The following is a 21,868-nucleotide window of genomic DNA, read 5'->3' as shown; positions in this document are numbered from 1 at the left end:
ACTTGGCTTTAGTCCCATACATTCACCGCTTTCGTTGTATCTTGTACCACTATCTCTGGTAACAAAACCTCTATGCCTGCAGGTAAAGTAGCTTCTGTACCTATTAGTTCATACAAATGAGGGTTGAGTTGAAAAACGGCTTCTTCAATATCGTCATTGTCCAATGACAATTCTCGCCAAGTAATATCGGCAATAGTATCACCGTCAATAGAACGTATGCGCTTACTCATCAGGTGATTCCTCCAAAACAATAGTAAACTCAGCGATTTGAGCTAAACCATCTCGACCAATTCTCTTTTGATTTTCCGTAATGGATTCTATGGTCCAAAAACCCAAGTTGATTCCCTGTGAATTAGACAATACATGAGGTTCAAAACGCATATTGCGAAGTTTAGTCATTGCTGATTCAGCATTTTCTCCAAACCATTTTCCTTTTAAAGTAATTCTATCGAGAGGTATTTCTGAAAGGTGCTTTTTCGGCTTTTGACCAACTCTACCTTGCTTCTTCCACCCCGAAGAACTAGCTCTAACCAGCCCTTCATATTGAGTTTGAGAAGCAACGGTAAAGGGGAAATCACCTAGGATTAATTGAGGTGTCACGATACATCTCCCAAATTCGTGCCTAGTGCTATGTCATAGTCAGGAGGAGAAACGTTAGCCAATGCCATTGCTGTTTTCTGAGCAATATCATTACCAACTTTTTGGTCATAATCAGCATTCCCTGTAGGTGTAACTTCCACCTTAATTTCAATCTTCCGATTATCTTGTCTAGTCGAACTATTGTTAGCAATCTGTGCAAGTTGCTTCTGCTCTTGTGTACTACCCGGTGAATCGGTTTTATTTGAACCAAACCAACCACCAATTTGGGTACCAATCCAATCACCAGCGCTACTACCACCAATACCGCCCAGAAGACCACCAACAACGGTACCTATCCCCGGCAATATCATAGATCCCAAAGCTGCACCTGCTGCGGCACCGCCCATACCACCAACCAAGTCGCCAGCAGTTCCACCTATATCAGAGGCATTACCGTTATTAATCGCATTGACTAAGCCAATGGAGCCTGCAACAACCCCTAAGGGGCGAACTAATTTCCCTGCTATTGAGCCAGCTCCAGCCAACATACCAGTACTTGGTGCCATTTCAGCCAAACTGCTGAACGTATCAAGCAAACCAGCACCCATATTTAATGTGTCACCTGCCATCGCGACACTTGGCGTCATAGTTAATGCAGAAGCACCACCAAGTAAGCCAAGGCGACGCGCCCATTTGTTGCGACCCAAACGCCTTCCGGCTGAAGCAATACGACCCGTTCTTCTTGTTCTTTCCCTAGAACTAGACCCTATACCTCCAGACCCTAGTCCATTTAAACTTCTATTTAATCTATTGATTGAGTTAGATGCATTATCAGCTGCATAGCGAGTATTGGTTAATGAACCTTTAAGTCGTTTTTCACCTAACAAATCTTTACCTGCACCAAGCAGATTCTTACCCAACTTCCAGCCTATAGTGGCGGTCTTCATAGCAATAAGACCGCCTGTGATCGCCATGATACCTGTAGCAACTTCTGGGTACTGTTCCAATCCATTGGCTAACGCATTAGCAACAGTCGTTACCATAGGAGCAAAGGTCTCAACAACAGGAATTAGGCCATTACCAAAAGCTGTAACTAATCGGTCGATGGAAGAGCTAGATTGATCTAGCAAGAACTGAGAGCTTTTTCGTCTCTTATTCAGTTCCCCTTCCCATGCACTTGCAGCCTTGGCTGTATTGCTCGCACGTTCAAAAGTCTTAATAAGACCCTGTTCTCCATGCATGTTACCAATAAGCTTACCTACAGCGCCCTTAACTTCCTCACCAAATAACTGAGAAATAATGGCGCCTCGATCAACGTCATCTGAATTTTCAATTGCTTGAAATACTTCTAGGATTGTGGATTTAGCATCTTCTTGCATTCCTGCCGCAATATCGTTGGCATCCAGACCAAGCATGCTATAAGCATTTTTCTGAGCGCCTGTTGCAGCAAATCCTTTTGTTAATGCCCCAGTAATATTTTTTAATGCTGTAGCGGATGTTTCTTCACTACCTTCAACAGAAAACAAAGAACCGGCTAATGCTGCAGTATCAGATTCATTCAAACCCGCTGTCATTGCAGTTGAGCCTTGACGAGCCAACACAGCAGCTATGTCCTTAGCCTCCGTATTTGCCAAGCTATCAGCAAGCATATTAGATTTCTTTGCTAAGCCCAGAGCGCGATTGCCTCCTAATCCCATTGTGGATTGAAAGCGGGCAAGAGTGTTTCCAGCCTCTGATGGACTAATATCAAAAGCAATAGCCATTTGAGCGGCCTCTGCCGCAAACTTTAATAGATTATCTTCACCGTTAATGCCAGACCGACCTGCAGAGGCCACAATCTCTGCCATACCGACTTGGTTCATTCCGGTTTTAACAGCTAGAGCTTTCATTTTTTGCTGGAAAGCTGCCTCTTGCTCCGCGCTTTCAAAATTGACCACTTTCTTAACATCAATGAAGGCACTTTGATAATCGATGGCTCGCTTACCTGCCATTGCCAACGGTGCTGCAGCAAGCACAGTACCAACTGCCTGACCAGCAAGCTCACTACGCTGAGCAGAGCGAGCTTGTTTTCTAGCCTGAATTGCATTGAGTTCTTTGAGTGTATGTTTTTGCTTTTCCAAAGCAGCAGTTGCTGTTTTGGTTTGACGTGCTAATCGAAGCTGTTCAGCTCCCAGCGCGTCAGTATTAATTCCTGTTGATGACAACTGCTTTCTAAGCTGGCCTGCTTTTGCAGATTGCTCTGAAAACTGCTTAGAGATTTTTTCAACTTGTCTATCCGAGCGACGAAGTTGGTTATCAAGTGAGCCCACTTGTTTCACATGGGCAGCATAGGCCTTATCGAGCTGACGAACTTGTTGTTCAGCCAAACGTAATTCAGCTCTCTGTGATTTACTGGCTTGCTCTGACTTAGCGGTTTCACTGCGAAGCCCAGCTAACTTTACTCGAGCGGACTCTAATTTTTGTTCTTGCTCTCTTAAGACAGAACGCGCCTGTTTTAGCTCTTGAGAATAACTGGCACTCGCTGCTTTCGCGGCCTGAATCTCACTTCTAGTACGCTTTAAATTGGTCTGCATCCCTTTATACTGACCAATTTGTTTTTGCTGAGAATCAAATCTTCTCAATTCATTATTCGCACTAGAGGTTTCCGACTCTAGTTTTCGAATGGTTTGCCCTGCCGACGCTAATGGGGCAGATAGACGGTTTACACCGTCTAAAACAATGCTAAATTTTTGCTTATTATCTGCCATTACTTAATTCCCATCTTGGCTTTTGCTAGACGATAGCGACGGAGGGCATTTTCAGTGGTCCAGCTAAGCAGCTCAGACTCACTGACGTTATATACGATAGGAATAAGGTCTATCATTCGCTCGATGTCGGTTGGCGAAAGTAATCCGCCTGTTGTGACAAAAAATCAGATAACCTATTTTGCATATAGGTCCAATCAGGAGTGGATAACTGGTACAGTTCATCATGTTCTAAGTCAGTACATCCTATTGAAATAGTAAATGTACGCTCATCATCAGTTTTCTGAACTTGCATTGCTCTAGTCACTCGGCCTGTTGGGTATTTAAGTTGATAGCTATTACGCTCTTTAATAGGCTGAAGTAACTTAGGGATCATCTCATCGCCTACCGTCCAATTTCTAAAATCGAGCAAACTAGCTACAGATTCAGAATCTTGAGTAGAAAATGTATGATTCCAGTGCTCAATCGTGTTTATATCAGGTTGAGACAATGCTAAGAGATCTTCCAAACTTAACCCTGTCATTGCACAAGATCTAAGATCGATTAAAGACTGAGGATCAACTTGCTCTTCCCCTTGTTCATCTTTTTTAGTGGCTTTTTTTACCAACTCAGCATCTTCTGCATACGTTAATGCTCGAATATTGACACTAGTTCGCCCAGATACAGGGACAAGTAATTTATGGTGTTTTTGAATTTTCATTGTGGCTTACATCCAAAAAAGCCCTCGCTATAAACGAGGGCTTGAGTGAGTTAATTTTTAAGTTTACGGCTGACCAGTGTTACGGCGATGCGTGGCCATAACATCACCATCACCAAGGTTATATTCATCGGTAATAGCATTGCATTGGTACTCAACGGAACCATTTACAATTTTTTCCGCTTCATCTAATGCACTGAACACTAGCTCACGTACAGATAATGCGGAGTCACTACCTGTCGATTTCGCGCCTGTCTCAGCCGCTGATTTCAACTGACCGCTCCAGTTGTGCTCAATTTTGTACGCTTTCCCAGCACCGTCTTCCATTGAATCCAAGATGTTCACAGCCACTTTTTTCCCGCCATGAACACCAAGTGCTTTAAGCAATTCAGGAGTTGCACCTTTCAGCGTGATTTTTGCGTCGGTCATGGCTTCCATACCAACCCACCTCTCACGCTTACTAAAGCTCCCACCTGATAGATCAGTAAAAACCTTTTCAATCTTTGGCTCTTGAAGCTCGGTTATTTCCAATTTCAGCGCAATACCATTAAGCATGGCAGTACGCTGCATCAAAACAAATTCTTGACTCATTACAAGATACTCCCGATGAATTCATCTACGATACCGTCGTCTTCATCCAACACATAAATCATGTGTTCATTTGGAGAGTACCCGGCATATTCAATCGCTATTGCCCAGCAACCACTTTTGTACTTTTCAGTGCTGTTAAGTGTTGGATGCAAAAAGACCTGACAACCCATCAACGCCTCCTCGACGATCATGGCTTTAAGCATACTGTTGACTGATTTCACCTTCTGGTTCATAAAACGCTCAGTCAAGTTTTTGCCCATATCGCTTTCTGAAGTAGCAGCAAGCTTACGTATGATCGCGTACTCAAGACCTTTCTTATTAACGAAGTCGCCATGAATACAACGATTGCCTTTCAATTTGTAACCTTCGCTGGTATCGACAAACACCGATACACCATTTTTCATAAGCAAGTCGGCCTGAGAAGACTGGTCTAGAATGTCGTAATCGACTTGACGAGACAGGGCTGCTATCACCACTCCACCGTTTGATGCTGGGCTTTCCCAAGGGAGAACACGGCCAAAACAAGTTGCAGCCATTGTTGATGCAGGAATAATTACATTGCTAGATTCTGCTTTGCTATACACGTGCGGCCAGTTATCAACCAAGTAGAAAGCTTCATAGCCAGTACCTACGGCTGGCAAGCCATTACAATAAGTAATCGCGGCTTGGTCCGTTGTATTAGGTGCATCTCCCACAGGAATGGCATACATACGCTTACCAATTGCAACTAATTCGTCAGCTACTGGTTGATTGCTAGAATAACCAGGAGCAAAAATGTGTGTTGGCTTTTCAGTACATTCCGTTAACGCATGAGTACCTGTTCTTTGCCCATCAGCATCCGTTCCACCGATGATGTTATTGATGGTCGCAGCTTCATCCACGCCTTCATCCACGATAACAACATAGATTGGCACTTGAGTAACTTTTAGCACTTGGTTGCAAAAATCCACAGCCGTTCCGCGCTCATTGCCTTTTGTATCCAGCAAAGCAGCAAGCCGAGTGCTGGAGACTCGATAAGGTTTATTCTTTGGAATGCTGGCATCAGCATCAGGCGCTGTTCCAACCACACCTAATACCGTTTTACCTAAAGGGCCATAAGGAGCTGGTGAACGTTCTGAACGAACCTCGGCACCGTTATGAGTAAAATCTTGTATCTGTGACATTATTTATCCTTAACGGCTTTAGTAGTGGGTTTAGCAGGTTCAACTTTTTTCACTGAACCCAACATAAGATCGCGAGCTTCTCGCGGAGTGAGCTCCACTGTGTCACCCTGTTTTACCCAATGCTGAGTTCGTGGGTGACGGAACCCAAACAACACGATATGTGCTGAGGTTTTCTTCTGTTCCATTTAGACGTCCTGTAAATAGAAAACCCAGCACTAGGCTGGGTTTGTTCTGATAGTTTCTGTGAGGTTAATCAGTTGGTGCAGGTGGCCACGGGTTTTCTGCTTGGATTTTCAACCGAGCTGCTAGAGCTTGTTTCTCTAGATCATCTGCTTCAGATAATGCTTTCTCTGTTTTTACAAGATTGCGCTTGATGTAAGCTTCATCAACTAATGGCGTCACCATTACAGAATAAAGACGGCGGCGTGTATCATCTACTTCATTATATTCTGAGATATGTTTATTGCTTTCGTTAGTTACCCACGAACAAGAGTCTTCGCACCATTCATCAAACTCTGTAGACGGTGGAACAATTGTGTAATCATCCGTGACTAGAGATACGTCATCAAACTCTTTCTTCGCCCTAGATGTTTTACTGTAAGCTATAACTGGCTGGGGTTTATCTTGTATAGACCAAGCTCCGCTTGCTTTATCAAACTTACATTGCTGCGTTTCTCTATTAAAAGTTGGGGTTTCTAACCAAGTGGAAAACTGGGGAAGTATATATCCATCGTACCCTTTCACTTGGTAAACCTTACTTTTCCCTGAGAACAAAAACGTTTGTGGATTAAAGTTATACGCTTCTTTCATCACACCCACCCTCTGTGAATTTTAATCGATAAATTTGCGGTGTAAGGCCGATTTTCATCTGCAGTTGGTACGACATTAGAAGCTTTAAATTGAAGACAATCTCGGTTTGATTCAATATTACTTGACGATGTAGTCCACAAAACGGCTCCTCCTCCATCAATAGCAGAGAAAGCACCTTGAGGAAGCATACCATCTACTCCATTACTATTGTTATACGTTAGATTTATCACAGTGCCATCAATGTCACGAATAGCATCACCCTGTGTCTCACCGTGGTTCGCATATGAAGGAGTACCACGCACAAAATGCCCTAAGTGATGATTAGGTAGAGTGAATGTGCTCGAACCATCTCCATCACCAAAATACATTGCATATGCCATAGGATCTGAATCTTTGGTGGCCTGAGTCACCACTAACCCTGTTGACTGAGCATAACTCCAAAGCAATAAGTCTGTAGTACGAGAAAATTCACCACCTTGTAGATCTAGCCAACCAGCTTTTGCTCCATCTGTATGAAACTCACCAATAAGCCCAACAAAATCAGCTAATATATTGGTTTTTTGCAATGCCAAATCTGTATCTTTCGCATACTGAGAATGAGGATCACTCTCGGCTTTATGGGCACTAAGAGCATTTTCTAAATCAGTCGGAGTAGTAAACTGGACAGAAGGATCTATTTTAGCTTCAATGGTTGACGCATTTCCGGGAATAAACTTAAGACGAATGGTATAGCTTTTCGAAGACCCTTCTGCGAGGTTAGGCTTATAGTCACCCGGCTGACGGGCATAGCAATACAAACTGCCATTTTCATCAACGACCTTAACGCCAGCCTCGTTGATGGTGAAACCACCGTGGTCCGCAGGTATTTCAGCTCTTGCTATCCAAACAGAAGCATCATTTTCGTCTTTTTCAATAGTAACGGGATAACTTCTAATTTGGTTGACTAAGTCCGTTTGGGACGCTGGGTTATGTTCATCTGCCAATGTCCCATCACCAATTACCAACACAGCAAAATCTACTTCTGTACCTTGTTGTTTGGCTAATGACTCAAGACCAAAACCTGTCTGAGTTACGTAAGTACGATATCTATCTGTTGTCATTATGTCGCAGGCTCCGATGTCGCGATGAGTCTAATGTGGTTGTGAGTACCAATTACTTGATTTGCCTCACTTGTATAACCAGATGGCACAAACGGCTCTGAGGTTATCGTGATGCCAATTTCTGTCGCTACAGCAACGTATTGATTGCCTTCTGACTGGCGAGAAATATTGACCGTGATACCATCTCTCTCAGATTTGTAAGTGCTTATTCGGGCATCAACCCGACCACTCGTTTCATCGGAGAGTGGCTTATCTTTTAAAAAAGCTTCAACTTCTAATGTGTAAGGAGTTCCACCCTTACTGATTGTTGAATCGAAACCTAATGCGTTAAGAGACTCACGTAAACCAGCTCTGGTTCCCGATTGTTGTAAAAGACGAAACGAGCCATCGACTGTTTCTCTTTTAAAGACTTCGTCATCTGTTTCATACCAATCTATAACCCCACGCTCTCCTGCCAAAAATGGTAAGAAGTCACTAGGAGTATTGTTTGCATTTAACAGTTCTGGGTAAGGTGGTTTAAGTAAAAGAAGAGAATCTCTGAACGCTAAGCGGATCGCCTTTTCAATAGGCTGAGCGTTATCTGAAAAATCGTATTTCGAATTATGCTGAGTCATAAATGATGTCCACCGTTATGCTTGTGCAATAAGGTGCCTCATGAACATCACAAACAATTCCATCGGTGGATATATTACTCACCACCTTGGTGACACCATAAAAACTGTGACCAATGAATTTCACCATTGACTCTTCAATTTTTCCTTTAAGCTGATGAGCTGAGTCGGCGTATTCTTGTAGTTTTGTAATAACGCTGTTTTTATCTACTGTTCCAACTGGGGAATTGGTCGCGTACAGCGTTACTATATGTTGATACTCAACAATACTTGCTGAGTTAACAAATAGCTCATCGGTCTCTTGAATGATATCGTCTCGGCCACCTATGTAAGCATATACTTCATCGAGCAACTCTTGAGTGGCCATTCCTGACGGAGTTTCACGGCTCAACACCCACATGTCGATTTTGCCATCTCTATTACCTTGACCGTTTACTCTTGCTTTCACTCGTGCATCTTTAACTTTCGATGTACTGGCTTCATTAGGAAACTCGTGCTTCAAAATCACGACATTAGGCGCTGGCTTTTCAACGGTAATAATGGGTCGTTCATTAAGTGTCATGGCATGAAAGCGATAACCTAAATTAGTCCCGGCTGTAGACAATCCAAATGGTGCAAGCATATATCTCTGAAGAGCATCTTCATCTGATTCCATTTTTGGCTCTACAGGTGGGTACGCATTAGGGTCACCTGCTTCAATAATTTGTCGCTTCAGACCAAGCTCTGATAACTTTGCATCCAAGTTAGAATCTTTAGCCCAATAAGCTAGCATCTGTGTCGCTTTATAGTCTTCACTACGAATGTAATCACGAAGAGTTTTAACTGCGCCTTCGACTATGATAGTGCCAAGCTCATAAGGGTTTTGTAGTGTCTCTTCTACCGCTTCCACCAGTTCAGGTGCGAGTTCTTGAAGGTGGGTAATAATTCGACTTTTAAATTCTGCTAACTGTACATCGTAAGAAGGCATTACAAACGCTTCAGGCTGCTCTAGCTGATCGCTTTGAATATCAAACATTCATTGGTACCTCAAACTTCACTACTGTGCCGTGATACGTTCCGCTGATAGTCAGCAATACGCCTGTACTTGTTCTACTGGCTAAACATTGCTCAATAGAAAATTCATCATTCATTTGATTGTTTTTGTCGCTGACTGAGCGAATAACTTCAGCTTGAATGGTCACTAACATCGTATCGCCAGCGTTCTTATCTGCGTATTGACGAACTTTACTACCACATAATCGATGTCTAAAACGCGTTGCCAATGGTGTCGTTATCATCCGAGCAAAGCGCATTTTGAACTGTTCAAACCCACTAATGGTCTTCCCTGTTGGCCCCATTCCTATCACAAGAGATCCTTAATATTTTTCGGTAAAACCGTTTGCAAAACCCCTTGTGTACATGGGTCTTTCCACAATGTTTCTATTGTCTGAGATTGAGAATAAGCAGCTAACTTATCCAACAACGTCATACCTAAAGATTGTTCACCATTTGTTAGGGAGGAAATGCTTGCGACCGCAGTCCCAATGCTAGATGAAGCACTTGTCATCATACTTTCTAGCTCAGTAGAGCTAATTTTATCTTCAAGAAAATCAGCGATGCCCTTATTGAGCTCATTGGCTTTTGACTGAGCTTGAGTAAAGGCTTCATCTGCTTCACCTTGTATACTGCCAAACAAATTTGATGTGTTATCACAGCCCTTTGGTAGACCGTCCACTCTCGCATCAAGTTTGTTTATCGCATTACTTCTAGACGTCAATATTAGAGAATCATTCACTGTAGTCGTCATATGGTCTAACGAGCTATTCGCTGAAATATTTGCTGTATTGATGGTAGATTTCGTTGCACTTAGAACACTGCTATCCACCAGTGGCTCTAAAAGTGGATCATCAAGAGAAGTTTGTAACGAAGTAATGTCTCGAATCGCATCACTACCTAAGGTGATAGATGGGCTAGACAGGTTTAACCCTCCACCTTGCATAATGGCTTTATAAATATCAATACTCATAAGCTTACTTCGGCATGTTTGGCGGTGTATTGTTCACATGGTTTGTGTGCGCGTTGTATAACTCGCGATCTTCACTCATAGTTCGTATCGCGTCTGAGATATCACCTGTCCCTTCGACAAGTTCAGTATCTAGTTTTATTTTCTTGGGAGCGCTTAAGATCAATTCCCCTTCCTCGCTATCCCAAAGCATTTTTAATGCACCAAACTCTGTGACAACTTGTTTCGGGTTACTGATAGAAAAAGGGAAAGCATCACTTTCCCATCCACACAGAGCAAGATACTGGCCAGATGCACCAGAGGAAATATCAAGCAGCAATGCTAGCTCACCCTTTGAAGGGCAACGATAGGTATTCATCTCTCCGCTGGCCAACGTGAACCATTTTATAAATGGAGTAACGCGCTTCTCACCATGTTGAACTTTAATCAACTTATTGCTTGAGTGAATTTCGCTGACTTTACCAAACCGTATCATTTGATTAATTCGACGATTAAGCTCTTCAAGCTCATCAGCCATTTCGACAAGTTGATCAGATAAAGGCTGCGTTTTATTCATAATGAGCTGCTCAATATGTTCTTGGCTCATCATGTGTTCAGCTCTTCATAATCGTCTGGGTTATCGACAGAGTCGTTAGTCGCTATGTAAATAGACTCTCGTGATTCTTCTTCTGCGTCAGGTTCACCGTAAATGACTCGCTGAACAAATGTGACACACCAACCTTCATAGCCTTTATTGCCTGTCGCATAAATAGACGGCATACGATCAACGTTTTGCGGCTTTTCAGTGCTATCGCTATCCAACCCCCAGCTCCATCGAGGCGAGCGGTCAACTTTAGGGCCAACATCAAGAACAACAAGGTCTCGAATATCAAAAGAGCAGTTGTTTGCTTGCTTCGCGGCATAATCAACGGAGTTAGGGAATACGGCATGAATGGCCACATCCATATCTTCATACACTCGACCATCAGGGTAAGTATTGGTCCCTTTAGCTTTAGATAGCTCAATGAACAAGGTACGTCTATTGATATTTATACGTCCAAACTCAGCATAGTCTTCAACTTGAAATGAGTGCTCTTGCTCTTGATCATCCTTCCAAATAATCAAATTGCCCAGTGTTGTCTTAATCGCTTCTAGATAATCACTAGGTTGATACACCACGTTTTGAGAGTTCAAAGTTAAGCTCCTGGTCAAATAGGGTTTGAAAGCGACTATTAGTCCGACGCTCAAAGCTTTCAAGTATGTAAGTGGCTGGCTCTTCAATATCCAACCCCAAACGCTGAACGGGGAACCGGCCTTTTAATTCTTCATCACGAATTGAGTTTGGGTTGTTCCCTTTGCTATTGCGACGATAAGTCGTATGACCTTCTTGGGCATTGCGAGCAGCGCGAATATAAACAAACGGCGTATTTCCATAAATACTTGTATAAAATGCCCCATCATATTGACGACCTGCGACTCGAGTACCTAGTGAGTTTTGCCTTGGGCTACCTGCTGCTTCAATTTCAATCGGAGCTAATCCAAACCAAATAGAGGTTTGGCCTGCATTGCGATTGGTGAAAATTTTAATTCGGTCTTTAAGGCGTTTCGTGTTTTTCAATCTGAGTGCAGTTTTTAGCTCTTTTGCTGAATGATAAGCCAGCCAGCGAGTGGTTTTCTTAATCGCTCTAGCCAAAGCAACATCAACAGCATCGTCTAACACCTGCAGCTTCTTCTTCGCTTGATAAGCAATACTACCCAAGTCAATATGAAATGGTCTTGCCGCACTGACGACTCTTTGCTCTGTTCGGGCAAGACCTTCTCTATTCAGTTCGAATAAATCTGCCATTAGTTACACCTTTTTGTGTCGTCGGTGATAGCTGCAAAATGGTAGTCGTCATATCTGGATAAAAGACATCAACAACTGTTCTGGTTCCTACAGGCACTTCAACGATCGCACCTTTGACGAGGCTTCTATCAAGACGAGTATTTAACGATGTAAGAGCTCCCTCTTCGCACATCAATGGAGTCCCATGTTTCATGCTACTACTGGTTTTTACTTCCAGCTTTTCATCGAAGATCGCTTTGATATCTAAACTTTCGCCATTTGTAAGCAATAGGCTAAATTTAGATGCCATAGCATCCTCAATTGCTTGGTCAGCAGTTATCATTGCTTGGTCGAATAGTGAGTCTAAATTCATGCTATTCCTTATAAAAAGCGGAGTTATCTACTCCGCTTTTTTAATACTATTGGCTGGTCATTACTTTTGCTTACCGATAAGAACCGCAACACCTGCTTCTACAGCTTCCATTGCAACATCTTCGGGTAAATAGTGTTTGTTATCTTTCACTACCGTGACACGCTCATCGTCGACTCGACAGCGAAATGTTGAAACTGCTTTAACTTCAATGTTTCCGCTTTTGTCGCTATTTACTTCGACATCTACAGAGTCTTCTATACCTTCGCTCTCTGGTACATCATCCGTTAGAGTAATTTCAACTTCTTCAGAATCACTATTCTCTGGAAGCTTAGCTTCTAGCTCATCAATAATTTTTTCGAGATCAGCGATAGAGTTTTTGTCATCGTATTGAGGTTCAGTAATACCAAGCTCTTCACAGAGACTATCTATTTGCTCTTGGTATGGTTTTTTTGCCTTTGACATGGGTTATTCCTGCAAGAAAACAAAAGAAAAAAGGGAAGCTAAGCTCCCCTAATGGAGATTAATCGACAGTGACAACGACGAAGCTATTCACATCAATCATGTATGGTGCTGGGGCTGATTCTGTTTTAGTGTAACGAGTTGCAGGATCATTACCTTCTATCCAATCACGCACATAACGATCAGCTTCATCAACACCTTCATTTTGAGCATTAAGATCTTGAATGGCTCCATATAATCGCACACCACGAGCAGCTGTATGACCAAGTATCATCGTATTATCTGGTAGTTGTTTTTTAGTTGTACCATCTCTATCGGTGTACTCTTCATTAACCACCCAAATATCGACATCACCGATATTGCCTTTATAGCTCACGGCCTTGCCTAAATCCTTCAGAGTGCTTTCAACTTCAGATTTAGAACCTCGACGCGTCTCTAAAGCCTCTGTGAAATTTTTAAACTTACGCAGCAACGTCCAAGCTTTAGGGTCAAAAATAACAATGTTCGTCTCACCGTCTGAAAGATCTGAATACTCTTCAATATCTCCCCAGATATCGTGACTATCATGGTCAAGCTGACTCCAACGCTCCGTGCTAATTAATGAAATGTTGTTCTCCGATCTACGGCCTGCACTAACTTCATATGGTGTTGGAATATTTTCACCTTCAACCATATACGAACCAGTGAGAATCATCTGAGCAGCCATCCATTCTTCACGCATTGCAATTGCTTGCTCTTCTAAATCCAAATTCTGCATAACCAAAGCTTTCTGTCGGTCTGCTGGAGATTTGTTTCCAGTATATTTTTCACCGGGTAGACGTTTAACTGTATTGCTACCTGTTACTGCATGCTTAGACTTAACGTACGCTGGCTGGAAGGAACTTGTGGAATAGCCTTGATTTTTATCCACCACACCACCAATAAGTGGTGAACAAAATGGAGCAATCTTTGGCTTGTTAGGGATCATGTCCAAATCCACCTTCTCTGTATTAAATGTAAATACATCTGGATAAAACATGCGTAAGAAAAAATTATCTTTACGGATTCCTGCTTCTAATATTGCCATTAGAAGAACACGAGTAGTAAATAGATCCATGAGCAATCTCTTTATTTAATTCTAAAAAAACGACGAAATTACTCGTCGTCTACATTGAGTGCCGTTCCTAGAAACGCTGCTCGTTTCTGAGCATCGGTAAGGCCATTGGGCCAGTTGATATAACTGATACGATAAGTACCTGAAACGATTACTGCCTTAATTTCGTTTGAGGCTGGTGCATCAGCTACGCAAGCACTCAGAGCAATTTCCTTGCCTGCCACACCATCCCACTTAACTAAAGTGTCAGGTTCAGTGGTATCAGCCATAAGTGGAGTTAATACAGGAAAGCTTTCACCTGCCTTGATTGTCTTGCGAACAGTTTCGCCTTGTTTGATAACTGAGTTATCCGGGCTATAAGTGGTTGTGGTGGTCATTTGGGCTCCTTAACCGCGAGGTTTACCGAAAGCAGAAACCAACGCAGCACACTGCTCTTCATCGCTATCGATATCTTTATTTAAAGATGCGCTAGCATCTAATGGTTCACCATGTTCAGCACTAATAGCAGCTATTGCATTCTGAGCTGAATCATTTGAAGTTTCTGTTGCAGCCGAAGCCAGCAATTCTTTAGCATCATCAACACTCATCGATGGCATGCTGGCAAGTTTATGAGCCATCTTTTGGCGACCTTGAGCTTGATCACAGCCCAAAATACCCAATACACGTTCACGTTCAGCCGTTGCGACCGCAGTCCCATCAATCTGAGGTTGTGTATTTTCGTTTGAAGCTTGAGCGACTTTTGGAGCAGCCTGTGCTTCTGGTTGATTTGTTTCCTTTGTCATGGTTGCTCCCATATCGACAATTTTTGAACTCAGAGCATCAAGGTGCTCAATCATTAAGCCAACGGCATCACAGCCATTGACAACTTCATCTGCGAAGCCAATATCGACTGCCTCTTGGCCTGTATACGTTGCCGCTTCAGTATCTAATACGGCTTTCACGTCCATACCGATATTGACTGCGACTTTCTCAGCAAAACTTTGCCGAGCTGTATCTATTTCCGACTGCAGCTTACTTCTGACATTATCAGGCAGTTTTTCGTAGGGGTTTCCATCGACTTTATGCGCACCTGAGTGAATCAGCGTGATTTCTGCCCCTCGGTTTTTCATTAGTTCTTCTAAGTTGGCATGCATCATGACGACACCCACTGAGCCTGCGACACCTGTTTGAGTAATGAGGCGTCGACTGCAAGCAGAAGAAAGCGCTTCACCTGCACTGCAGTGCATGTCGTAGCCAAGTGACCAAACAGGTTTCTCACTACCAAAACGACTGATCATGTCAGCAGCATCAAAACAACCTGCAACTTGACCACCAGGAGTATCAAAATCCATCAATACACCACGAACTTCTGGATCACGAATGGCGTAGCTAAGCCGAGCAATAATGCCGTCATAGCCTGTCATGCCACTGTATGGTCGGATAGAACCGTATTTATGAACCAATGAGCCACTAACAGGTAATACAGCCACACCATTAATCAGTTGATAGTAACGCTGACGATCCTCACCTTCTTTTGAGCCGTTATTAGCCCGATACATTGATGCTTCTTGTGCCATTGCTTTCGCGTCTAACACTTCACCTGTCGAGCCATCTATTAATCGACCAATGCCCATTTCACTGGCTAACACAGAATAAAAAACCCGGGCATAGCCGGGTTCGAGTGCAATTGGACGGTTAAATGCCTGATTGGCAATATGCGCTAAATTCCTAACCATTAACTTGTCCTTCTGGTTGCTCTGGAGCAAAGTCTTCAAACTTCATATAACTTGGGGGTGGAAGTCCTTTTTCTTTTCGTTCTTCCGACTCTCTGACTTGCTGAGCAAATAGCTCTTGGTAATCTTTGCCAAGCTTCGCGGCTTCTTCTTCATAAGTAGATAAACCAGATTCAATGAGTAGAACCGCTTCTTTAACTTCTTTCAGTCCATCAATCGCCATACGGCCTGCACCAATCCAATCGCAGCGGGTCCATGCGTGACGACGCTGATAAAAAGAATAACGAGCCTTGGATGGCAAAGTGATGTACTTTCGAATCATCATTTCTTCAAATAACAACTCGAAAATCAAACTGGCAAAGCGATTAGCAATGATTTTTCGACGGCCCATGAAATACCGCCACGAATCATTCATGGCCGCTCGAATAGTGGAATAGCTCATTTGGCTGTAGTTACGCGATAACTGCGCATAATCCAAACCAAGCCCCGCTGCAATGTAGCGAATAATAGACTGTTCAAGATCTGAAAATCCGTTATCGTCATTTCCAGCAGAGTGAATATTGATTTTATCCCCCGGAAACAGGTGCGGTAACTTAACCCCACCTAGCTTTACACTTGCACCATCGTAGTAGTCGCCATAACCGGATAACAATGTCTCAAGTGGGCTTCCATCTTGGTTTCCTTGGTTCGAGCCAAGAAGAAATTGCATTGCTTCTTCTGTTCCCAGCTCAGATTCAATACTGGCTGCATACATGGCATTCACAATGGCTTTTTGTAACTTAGTGTTTTGTAGCGTATCGAGCATTTTTAATTGCTCTAAGCTACTTAAGAATTTATTAACACCTCGCGTCTGGCCTGCTTCTAATGGTTCAAATACATGAATAAATCCAGTTCGACCACCTCGTATACGCATGGGTATACGACGCCATGTCCGACCTACACCAAATAAGTCACCACCTTGTTCAACATGAACAGCTATGGTTTGACCATAACGATTGATCTCCATGCCTGCTCTGAAGCGGTCAGTGTCCATTTTTCGAGATGGGTTAGTAACTTTTTTCGGGGCCACCATGCGTATGCAAGTTGAAAACGGAGAGTGCGAATCCTTTATCATTTCTGGCTTTGCCATTACATCACCAGAGTAAGCATGAGTAGCCACAGCCTCACGCATCATCATGGTAAAGGTTCGCTTACGCTCCGCATCAATAAAACAGTTAGGGTTTTCCGCTATATCGCGAAAAACAGCTTCCACTTCTTTAACAAAGTCTTTATCAGGCTTAATACCAAGAAGGTGCCAATTAGGTTTGTAACTTAAACGATAATCAGAACCAATAATGTGGTCCTGATGTAACTGAATACCGTTTGCTGCAATACCATTATTTCGAATGACATCATCCGTTCTAGCTTGAGCTCTAGGTAAAACAGGCAATAGAGCCGCATCCACAGACTTCAGTTGTGGATTCCAATCTCGCAACTGTCCACCAAATCCAATGCCTGCTCCGCGATACACTGCGTTTTTTTGCTGAGAAATGGTGTCTCTCAATGGCGTTTTACCATCGGCTGCAAGAATTTTTTTGCTCATCAGAAAATCACTCCTGCAGGTGGTCGCCTACGCGAGCTTGGAGTCCCTAGCTGCGCTTTTAATTCGTCGATATAGTTTTTTAATTGATGAATGTTGGCCCGATTGAAATCAACACGTCGACCATCTTTCATGATCGATACGGCCATCGTGCCCGTTTGCAATTTGTGATAAGCCTCTTCAGCTTGTATAAGCTTTTCCTGTGTTGACACTTATCCTCCCTTTAGCCGCTCAGCTGCAGCTCGTATTCCACTAGTTTTGACGGTTTTCTTTAGTGCTGAAACCTCTGGCTCAATTAATACAAAACCAAACCGCTGCTCTAGAATATTTAAAGCTGCATGAGCATAGTTCCACCCATCAAGAGCTTCATCAAACGGATGGTATTGCTTTATCCATCTCCATACACGTTGGCCATTTTTCTTAATTTCTAACTTTTTAGATGCACTACAAAGCTGCTTGAAAAATTCATCTCCGCAAATTTCATCATCTACAGGAAAATGAATGCATCCGGGAACTGCCTCACCACTAGAAGAGGGTGCTTTCCCTAATCGACTATATAACCGAGCTTTAATACCATCGGTACCAAGGCGAGTGAGATAGACTTTTTTGCCATTTTTCTTACGAGGGAAGTTAGCGATAGGTTTTCCGTATTGGTTTTCACCTTGGATAGGGATGACCCACAACGAGCCATGATTACGGCTCATACTGTATACGTCGTCAGTCTTGTGTCCCATCGCATCCCAACACCACAAACGAACATCCATGATTTCACCGTTTGATTTTTTGTATTGGTTATAGAGTTGCTCTCCTGCAGCTTTTTTAAGCTCATCACTCGATAAGTCACCGAGCAAAACTATATGATCGATAAGCCAGCATTCTTCTCCTGCTCCCCATGCCCAAATAAAAAACTCTACCCGGTCATCTTGGGTATCAATGCCCCCTGTAAGAACACAAGCCCTATCTGGTACTGGATTATCTTTTCGCTCGCCTTTCCACCATACTTCTCGACGATTTTTTAGAAGCTCCCAATCGAGTTTGTCTCGGTTGTCGCCTTCCCATAACTCTCCGAGAACAAGGTTCACAAATGGTTTGAGTTTGGCAGGATCACCTTTACAACTTAAAAATTCTTTCACTAATCCAATCCAGCCTGTTGAAAGATTCAAGCTATATCCAGCCCAGCAATGAATACCAACACTTTCAGGTGTGACTTCACTATCACCTGACTCTGAGAAGAAATGTATTCCGTCTTTTGTCCAAGTACCATCTTCAGCAACCCAACGGCCAGCCTTCTGCATGTTAGATAGTTGGTGGTAGTATATTTTTCCTTGATGTTCTTCTTGGCCATGACAGTTAATGCATGAGTAATGAGCTGTTCTTGCTTTCGCATTTATGCTGGTTTTTGAGTTATCCCATTTCATACCATGTTTAGTGTCAGGAGAACCCCAAACTAAAGTCTGTTCATGCCCACAATGAGGGCAAGGAAGATAAAATCGAAACGTAAGGTCGGCTTGAGCCATTAGGTTTTCTATATGGGACTCGCCAGCAACCGTTGGTGTTGTTCCCCAACGTTCCATCGGGAAGGCCGCACCTTCTAAACGAGTTCTTGCTAATTTTATTGGTGAGCCTTCTTTTCCCAGCTCCCAATCCCATCCGTCCACCTCATCGCCAAAAAGAGCCCCTTTGGTTAAGCGACGCATATTTTTAGGCGTACCTGCACCCTTTATATCGAGTGTCCAACCAAGGCCAACCTTTTTCTTAGTGGTGTTTTTTTCGTTATTTGAGAAAAGAAACGGAAATATTTTCCGCATGATCGGCATTTCTTCCCATGCCGCGTCAATTTCGTCGATAGTAAAATCTTTTGCGTCATCTTCTGTTGGCTGATAGATAACAATATTCGTGCTGTATTGATCTTGTAGAGAACTAACTGCACCAACCAGCACTTTGGTATAACCGATCCGCGCTGATTTCTGCCATACAAAAACGCGAATCGCTCGATTGCACATCATATTAAGAGGAACAATCTGCAAAGGCATGGTGGTCCACTGTCCTGAAGTTTGCGAAGAACCCGCTGGCAATCGGAAGTGCTTATCGCACCACTCCGTTCCTGTGACTGGAAGAATCCTCTTCATCCCCGACAAGCCACGACGGACCGCTTTCTGGATCGCTGTCCACATAGTCAGAGAGGTCGGGTAAGATGTCTGCACACTCATTTACTGCTGCCGTAAGTTCTGCCTCTAAAGCTTCCACTGCAGCTTGAGGTAAATCTGGATATGATATTTTCATTTTCGGGATTAAAGAGTCGTGACGACTTGCGAGCCGAGCACCAACTTGTTGAAGCGTGTCGACGATAATTTCTATCGGCGCATAAGACTTTTCGAATAAATGCCGCTTAGCTTTCATCATGGCCAGCTTCTCTTCGCGCTCTTCAAGCTTTAACAGTTTCTCTTTTCGTTCAAACTGTTCTTCCTCGGTGAGTTCAGGTTCTCCAGCCCCGACTTCCGGTTTTTCCTGAGAGGATTTCGACTTTGTTTTGTAAGTAATATAGGCATGAACACATGCAAGAGGATCGAATCCAGACCTAGGCTTTGCATCTGGTATAAACCCTTCTGATATAAGGGTTCGAAGCTGCCTATCTGATATTTTCAGAAGCGCTGCTATATCCCTTTGTCGATAAATTTTGTCAGGGTTAAATAAATCATTCATTTAACCTCTCAAAAGCGGAAGTAGGAATTAAGAAAAATAAAAAAAATTTTTAACGAGCGACCCACTGCGCGTTCACACACCCGTAGTCCACAGATATGCCCCAAAGGACCCGTGGGACCGAGGTCACATTCTCATGCTGTATGTTCAACTTGCTTAGCTGCTTGAATCGCTTTGCAAACCGATTCTTCCATTAGCTGAATTGCTTCTTCCATCAGGCGAGGGGTAGTTGTAGGCTGATTAGTCATCATTACTTCCAACGCATGGGCTTGAGTATTCAGAACTGCTTCGAATTGCTTAACTGTATTATTCATTTTCTTCTCGCTTACTTATTAGTTCATCTGGCCCTATTGCTAAGCACTTTCGAAAAAGTAATTAGCAATAAAAGGCCCGAATGATATTCGGGCAAAAGTAACAAAAGCCTGTACTGGCAAGGAAAAAGTATGGAGTATCTATATCAAAGTGCGAATGTTATACATTCATTTTCGTCGCTGCTTCTCTTCAACCCATCGACGAGTTCTATCTACTTGTCTGGCACACATGTTGAAATAGGTAAGCCAGATAAGATCTCGCACTAAGGCTTCATTTCTTGTGTAAGGAGGCTCGCTAAAAGGCACTTTGCACGGCAACAGATCAGCCATTGGTGGAAAGATGTATTGTGTCTTCACTTGAGTGATGACCTTGGGTTTTGTAGTGCTCACGCATCCTGTCAATAACAGGCTCAGGCAAGCGATCATCGCCACAACTATTTTCATAATTTACCAACTCCCTGAGCTCATCTACTGCAGTGTTAACATTTGCGACCGCAGTCCCATTGAAATGTTCTTTTGTCAAAAATGCTTTTCTAGCATCTTCTAGTTGCTGAGTTGCTATCTCGATTGAAGATACTAATGACTTGTTAAACTCAGAAGCTAACGTCAAACTAGCCTCTGCTTTCTCTTTCTGAGCTTTGGCCTTAACCAGTTCTGATTTAATCGAAGAGTTTTGATAAGACATAAAAAGCCAAATACAAACAGCTATTAGGTAAGGGATACTAGGCTTTAAGAAATTGAACCAAGGCATAACTTCATTTCCTTCTTGCGACGAATAACTAAACCTTTTAACCTTTTTCCATCGCCATACACCCAAAATCGCAGTTCTCTACACGCAGAGTCATACTTTCCGGCTTTTAGCTTCTTGTAAATACGGGTCTCGCTACCATTTGAATTATGCTGGTATCGTGTACAACCCACGTTAAATATGAACGATGTGAAAGCATCAATTTGGCCCTGACTCAACGCAGCAATATTTGTAGTGGCAGCAAGACAATTCTGAGCTGATTCAATGTTACTCGACCAATCCTGAGCAACTTTCTCAAGAGTGATCGGTTTAGGAGAAACTTGGTGGGTATTTCCTATTCCATTCGTAATCAAACCAGCTGGACATTTATATGGAGTTAATCGGCATTGCTCCGCATTTCCGATCAACTCTAAACCTTGTGGTGAAACTTTTATGTTGTTTGGGACTGTGCCTGTAACCAATAAAGCGATGACTGCACTGACAGAACACACGATTTTTTTTACGTGTTTCATGCTCTATCATCCTCATCAAGAAATGCTTCAACTGACTCACCTCTTTCTATTTTGCTCTTAAGCAAAGTGTGGTTCTTATGTTTATAAGTCCATGTAAGAAAGAAAGAGGCAAGACCTAAAACTAGGCCACCTATAACCCCTAGTTCACTAACAGAAAAAGCGCCCAAGAAAGCAGACAACCACGCAAAAAATTGAGTGACTTTCTCACCTTTAGCAATGAAAAAACTGGCAACACCACCTGCTAAAGCCGTTAGCCATAACTGTTTTTTTTCTAGCATTT

Annotated in this window: 30 protein-coding genes; all 30 read right to left on the bottom strand. The window is 42.9% G+C overall.

Features of this window, described 5'->3' with window-relative positions:
• Positions 1-8: 8 nt before the first annotated feature.
• A complete protein-coding gene (locus M9194_RS19810; protein ID WP_250614434.1) occupies positions 9-230 on the bottom strand; it encodes a tail protein X in 222 nt (73 codons plus the stop codon).
• On the bottom strand, positions 223-600 hold the full coding sequence (locus M9194_RS19805) for a phage tail protein (RefSeq protein WP_250614433.1): 378 nt from the start codon (positions 598-600) through the stop codon (positions 223-225). Before M9194_RS19805 ends, M9194_RS19810 begins: the two co-directional genes overlap by 8 nt.
• Entirely contained in the window at positions 597-3,326 is a 2,730-nt protein-coding gene (locus M9194_RS19800; protein WP_250614432.1) for a phage tail tape measure protein, read from the bottom strand. The genes M9194_RS19805 and M9194_RS19800 overlap by 4 nt, the downstream gene beginning before the upstream one ends.
• 112 nt (positions 3,327-3,438) lie before the next feature.
• The gene (locus M9194_RS19795; protein WP_250614431.1) at positions 3,439-4,023 is read right to left on the bottom strand and encodes a hypothetical protein; all 585 of its coding nucleotides are present in this window, start codon (positions 4,021-4,023) and stop codon (positions 3,439-3,441) included.
• A gap of 63 nt (positions 4,024-4,086) precedes the next feature.
• Complete coding sequence (locus M9194_RS19790; RefSeq protein ID WP_250614430.1) at positions 4,087-4,611, bottom strand: phage major tail tube protein; 525 nt, start codon at positions 4,609-4,611, stop codon at positions 4,087-4,089.
• Positions 4,611-5,774 carry a phage tail sheath protein gene (locus M9194_RS19785; protein WP_250614429.1) on the bottom strand — a complete coding sequence of 388 codons (1,164 nt, stop codon included), beginning with the start codon at positions 5,772-5,774 and terminating at the stop codon, positions 4,611-4,613. Before M9194_RS19785 ends, M9194_RS19790 begins: the two co-directional genes overlap by 1 nt.
• Positions 5,774-5,959: a hypothetical protein gene (locus M9194_RS19780; RefSeq protein WP_250614428.1), complete on the bottom strand. Its 186-nt coding sequence runs from the start codon at positions 5,957-5,959 to the stop codon at positions 5,774-5,776. The genes M9194_RS19785 and M9194_RS19780 overlap by 1 nt, the downstream gene beginning before the upstream one ends.
• A gap of 64 nt (positions 5,960-6,023) precedes the next feature.
• Positions 6,024-6,584, bottom strand: coding sequence for a hypothetical protein (locus M9194_RS19775; protein ID WP_250614427.1), 561 nt, complete (start codon positions 6,582-6,584; stop codon positions 6,024-6,026).
• A complete protein-coding gene (locus tag M9194_RS19770; protein WP_250614426.1) occupies positions 6,584-7,684 on the bottom strand; it encodes a phage tail protein in 1,101 nt (366 codons plus the stop codon). Before M9194_RS19770 ends, M9194_RS19775 begins: the two co-directional genes overlap by 1 nt.
• The gene (locus M9194_RS19765; RefSeq protein WP_250614425.1) at positions 7,684-8,298 is read right to left on the bottom strand and encodes a phage tail protein; all 615 of its coding nucleotides are present in this window, start codon (positions 8,296-8,298) and stop codon (positions 7,684-7,686) included. Before M9194_RS19765 ends, M9194_RS19770 begins: the two co-directional genes overlap by 1 nt.
• A complete protein-coding gene (locus M9194_RS19760) occupies positions 8,285-9,310 on the bottom strand; it encodes a baseplate J/gp47 family protein (RefSeq protein ID WP_250614424.1) in 1,026 nt (341 codons plus the stop codon). Before M9194_RS19760 ends, M9194_RS19765 begins: the two co-directional genes overlap by 14 nt.
• A complete protein-coding gene (locus M9194_RS19755) occupies positions 9,303-9,641 on the bottom strand; it encodes a hypothetical protein (RefSeq protein WP_250614423.1) in 339 nt (112 codons plus the stop codon). Before M9194_RS19755 ends, M9194_RS19760 begins: the two co-directional genes overlap by 8 nt.
• Positions 9,638-10,300, bottom strand: coding sequence for a DUF7217 family protein (locus tag M9194_RS19750; protein ID WP_250614422.1), 663 nt, complete (start codon positions 10,298-10,300; stop codon positions 9,638-9,640). Before M9194_RS19750 ends, M9194_RS19755 begins: the two co-directional genes overlap by 4 nt.
• 4 nt (positions 10,301-10,304) lie before the next feature.
• Positions 10,305-10,886 carry a hypothetical protein gene (locus M9194_RS19745; protein WP_250614421.1) on the bottom strand — a complete coding sequence of 194 codons (582 nt, stop codon included), beginning with the start codon at positions 10,884-10,886 and terminating at the stop codon, positions 10,305-10,307.
• Positions 10,883-11,470, bottom strand: a complete 588-nt coding sequence (locus M9194_RS19740; RefSeq protein WP_250614420.1) for a hypothetical protein — start codon at positions 11,468-11,470, stop codon at positions 10,883-10,885. Before M9194_RS19740 ends, M9194_RS19745 begins: the two co-directional genes overlap by 4 nt.
• Positions 11,439-12,122 (bottom strand): hypothetical protein, encoded by a 684-nt coding sequence (locus M9194_RS19735; protein ID WP_250614419.1) that lies wholly within the window; start codon positions 12,120-12,122, stop codon positions 11,439-11,441. The genes M9194_RS19740 and M9194_RS19735 overlap by 32 nt, the downstream gene beginning before the upstream one ends.
• Positions 12,097-12,474, bottom strand: a complete 378-nt coding sequence (locus M9194_RS19730) for a hypothetical protein (RefSeq protein ID WP_250614418.1) — start codon at positions 12,472-12,474, stop codon at positions 12,097-12,099. Before M9194_RS19730 ends, M9194_RS19735 begins: the two co-directional genes overlap by 26 nt.
• Positions 12,475-12,534: 60 nt before the next feature.
• Positions 12,535-12,936 carry a hypothetical protein gene (locus M9194_RS19725; protein ID WP_250614417.1) on the bottom strand — a complete coding sequence of 134 codons (402 nt, stop codon included), beginning with the start codon at positions 12,934-12,936 and terminating at the stop codon, positions 12,535-12,537.
• Positions 12,937-12,994: 58 nt separating this feature from the next.
• Positions 12,995-14,029: a major capsid protein gene (locus M9194_RS19720; RefSeq protein ID WP_250614416.1), complete on the bottom strand. Its 1,035-nt coding sequence runs from the start codon at positions 14,027-14,029 to the stop codon at positions 12,995-12,997.
• A 38-nt stretch (positions 14,030-14,067) separates the two neighbouring features.
• Positions 14,068-14,403: a head decoration protein gene (locus tag M9194_RS19715; protein WP_250614415.1), complete on the bottom strand. Its 336-nt coding sequence runs from the start codon at positions 14,401-14,403 to the stop codon at positions 14,068-14,070.
• Between the two features lie 9 nt (positions 14,404-14,412).
• A complete protein-coding gene (locus M9194_RS19710; RefSeq protein ID WP_250614414.1) occupies positions 14,413-15,741 on the bottom strand; it encodes a S49 family peptidase in 1,329 nt (442 codons plus the stop codon).
• Positions 15,734-17,320, bottom strand: coding sequence for a phage portal protein (locus tag M9194_RS19705; protein ID WP_250614413.1), 1,587 nt, complete (start codon positions 17,318-17,320; stop codon positions 15,734-15,736). Before M9194_RS19705 ends, M9194_RS19710 begins: the two co-directional genes overlap by 8 nt.
• Entirely contained in the window at positions 17,320-17,529 is a 210-nt protein-coding gene (gene gpW, locus M9194_RS19700) for a gpW family protein (RefSeq protein WP_250614412.1), read from the bottom strand. The genes M9194_RS19705 and gpW overlap by 1 nt, the downstream gene beginning before the upstream one ends.
• Positions 17,530-19,521 carry a terminase gpA endonuclease subunit gene (locus M9194_RS19695; RefSeq protein ID WP_250614442.1) on the bottom strand — a complete coding sequence of 664 codons (1,992 nt, stop codon included), beginning with the start codon at positions 19,519-19,521 and terminating at the stop codon, positions 17,530-17,532. It abuts the gene before it with no gap.
• Entirely contained in the window at positions 19,403-20,020 is a 618-nt protein-coding gene (locus M9194_RS19690) for a hypothetical protein (protein ID WP_250614411.1), read from the bottom strand. The genes M9194_RS19695 and M9194_RS19690 overlap by 119 nt, the downstream gene beginning before the upstream one ends.
• A gap of 131 nt (positions 20,021-20,151) precedes the next feature.
• Entirely contained in the window at positions 20,152-20,331 is a 180-nt protein-coding gene (locus M9194_RS19685; protein WP_250614410.1) for a hypothetical protein, read from the bottom strand.
• Between the two features lie 165 nt (positions 20,332-20,496).
• Positions 20,497-20,754, bottom strand: coding sequence for an Rz1-like lysis system protein LysC (gene lysC, locus M9194_RS21860; RefSeq protein ID WP_431769433.1), 258 nt, complete (start codon positions 20,752-20,754; stop codon positions 20,497-20,499).
• Entirely contained in the window at positions 20,651-21,079 is a 429-nt protein-coding gene (locus tag M9194_RS19680; protein WP_250614409.1) for an efflux RND transporter periplasmic adaptor subunit, read from the bottom strand. The genes lysC and M9194_RS19680 overlap by 104 nt, the downstream gene beginning before the upstream one ends.
• Positions 21,058-21,588, bottom strand: coding sequence for a lysozyme (locus M9194_RS19675; RefSeq protein ID WP_250614408.1), 531 nt, complete (start codon positions 21,586-21,588; stop codon positions 21,058-21,060). Before M9194_RS19675 ends, M9194_RS19680 begins: the two co-directional genes overlap by 22 nt.
• A complete protein-coding gene (locus M9194_RS19670; protein WP_250614407.1) occupies positions 21,585-21,866 on the bottom strand; it encodes a phage holin family protein in 282 nt (93 codons plus the stop codon). Before M9194_RS19670 ends, M9194_RS19675 begins: the two co-directional genes overlap by 4 nt.
• Positions 21,867-21,868: the final 2 nt, after the last annotated feature.

It is taken from the genome of Vibrio sinus, assembly GCF_023634645.1.
Taxonomy (GTDB): Bacteria; Pseudomonadota; Gammaproteobacteria; order Enterobacterales; family Vibrionaceae; genus Vibrio; species Vibrio sinus.
This window is presented reverse-complemented; position numbering and strand designations above follow the sequence as displayed.

Excerpts from the sequence above, each read along its gene's own strand:
- M9194_RS19680 (WP_250614409.1), bottom strand. The coding sequence starts at position 21,079 with ATGCCTTGGTTCAATTTCTTAAAGCCTAGTATCCCTTACCTAATAGCT.
- M9194_RS19780 (WP_250614428.1), bottom strand. The coding sequence starts at position 5,959 with ATGGAACAGAAGAAAACCTCAGCACATATCGTGTTGTTTGGGTTCCGT.
- M9194_RS19715 (WP_250614415.1), bottom strand. The coding sequence starts at position 14,403 with ATGACCACCACAACCACTTATAGCCCGGATAACTCAGTTATCAAACAA.
- lysC (WP_431769433.1), bottom strand. The coding sequence starts at position 20,754 with ATGATCGCTTGCCTGAGCCTGTTATTGACAGGATGCGTGAGCACTACA.
- M9194_RS19800 (WP_250614432.1), bottom strand. The coding sequence starts at position 3,326 with ATGGCAGATAATAAGCAAAAATTTAGCATTGTTTTAGACGGTGTAAAC.
- M9194_RS19710 (WP_250614414.1), bottom strand. The coding sequence starts at position 15,741 with ATGGTTAGGAATTTAGCGCATATTGCCAATCAGGCATTTAACCGTCCA.
- M9194_RS19705 (WP_250614413.1), bottom strand. The coding sequence starts at position 17,320 with ATGAGCAAAAAAATTCTTGCAGCCGATGGTAAAACGCCATTGAGAGAC.
- M9194_RS19720 (WP_250614416.1), bottom strand. The coding sequence starts at position 14,029 with ATGGATCTATTTACTACTCGTGTTCTTCTAATGGCAATATTAGAAGCA.
- M9194_RS19725 (WP_250614417.1), bottom strand. The coding sequence starts at position 12,936 with ATGTCAAAGGCAAAAAAACCATACCAAGAGCAAATAGATAGTCTCTGT.
- M9194_RS19675 (WP_250614408.1), bottom strand. The coding sequence starts at position 21,588 with ATGAAACACGTAAAAAAAATCGTGTGTTCTGTCAGTGCAGTCATCGCT.
- M9194_RS19790 (WP_250614430.1), bottom strand. The coding sequence starts at position 4,611 with ATGAGTCAAGAATTTGTTTTGATGCAGCGTACTGCCATGCTTAATGGT.
- M9194_RS19735 (WP_250614419.1), bottom strand. The coding sequence starts at position 12,122 with ATGGCAGATTTATTCGAACTGAATAGAGAAGGTCTTGCCCGAACAGAG.
- M9194_RS19745 (WP_250614421.1), bottom strand. The coding sequence starts at position 10,886 with ATGATGAGCCAAGAACATATTGAGCAGCTCATTATGAATAAAACGCAG.
- M9194_RS19760 (WP_250614424.1), bottom strand. The coding sequence starts at position 9,310 with ATGTTTGATATTCAAAGCGATCAGCTAGAGCAGCCTGAAGCGTTTGTA.
- M9194_RS19785 (WP_250614429.1), bottom strand. The coding sequence starts at position 5,774 with ATGTCACAGATACAAGATTTTACTCATAACGGTGCCGAGGTTCGTTCA.
- M9194_RS19765 (WP_250614425.1), bottom strand. The coding sequence starts at position 8,298 with ATGACTCAGCATAATTCGAAATACGATTTTTCAGATAACGCTCAGCCT.
- M9194_RS19810 (WP_250614434.1), bottom strand. The coding sequence starts at position 230 with ATGAGTAAGCGCATACGTTCTATTGACGGTGATACTATTGCCGATATT.
- M9194_RS19685 (WP_250614410.1), bottom strand. The coding sequence starts at position 20,331 with ATGAATAATACAGTTAAGCAATTCGAAGCAGTTCTGAATACTCAAGCC.
- M9194_RS19775 (WP_250614427.1), bottom strand. The coding sequence starts at position 6,584 with ATGAAAGAAGCGTATAACTTTAATCCACAAACGTTTTTGTTCTCAGGG.
- M9194_RS19670 (WP_250614407.1), bottom strand. The coding sequence starts at position 21,866 with ATGCTAGAAAAAAAACAGTTATGGCTAACGGCTTTAGCAGGTGGTGTT.
- M9194_RS19770 (WP_250614426.1), bottom strand. The coding sequence starts at position 7,684 with ATGACAACAGATAGATATCGTACTTACGTAACTCAGACAGGTTTTGGT.
- M9194_RS19795 (WP_250614431.1), bottom strand. The coding sequence starts at position 4,023 with ATGAAAATTCAAAAACACCATAAATTACTTGTCCCTGTATCTGGGCGA.
- M9194_RS19690 (WP_250614411.1), bottom strand. The coding sequence starts at position 20,020 with ATGAATGATTTATTTAACCCTGACAAAATTTATCGACAAAGGGATATA.
- M9194_RS19750 (WP_250614422.1), bottom strand. The coding sequence starts at position 10,300 with ATGAGTATTGATATTTATAAAGCCATTATGCAAGGTGGAGGGTTAAAC.
- M9194_RS19730 (WP_250614418.1), bottom strand. The coding sequence starts at position 12,474 with ATGAATTTAGACTCACTATTCGACCAAGCAATGATAACTGCTGACCAA.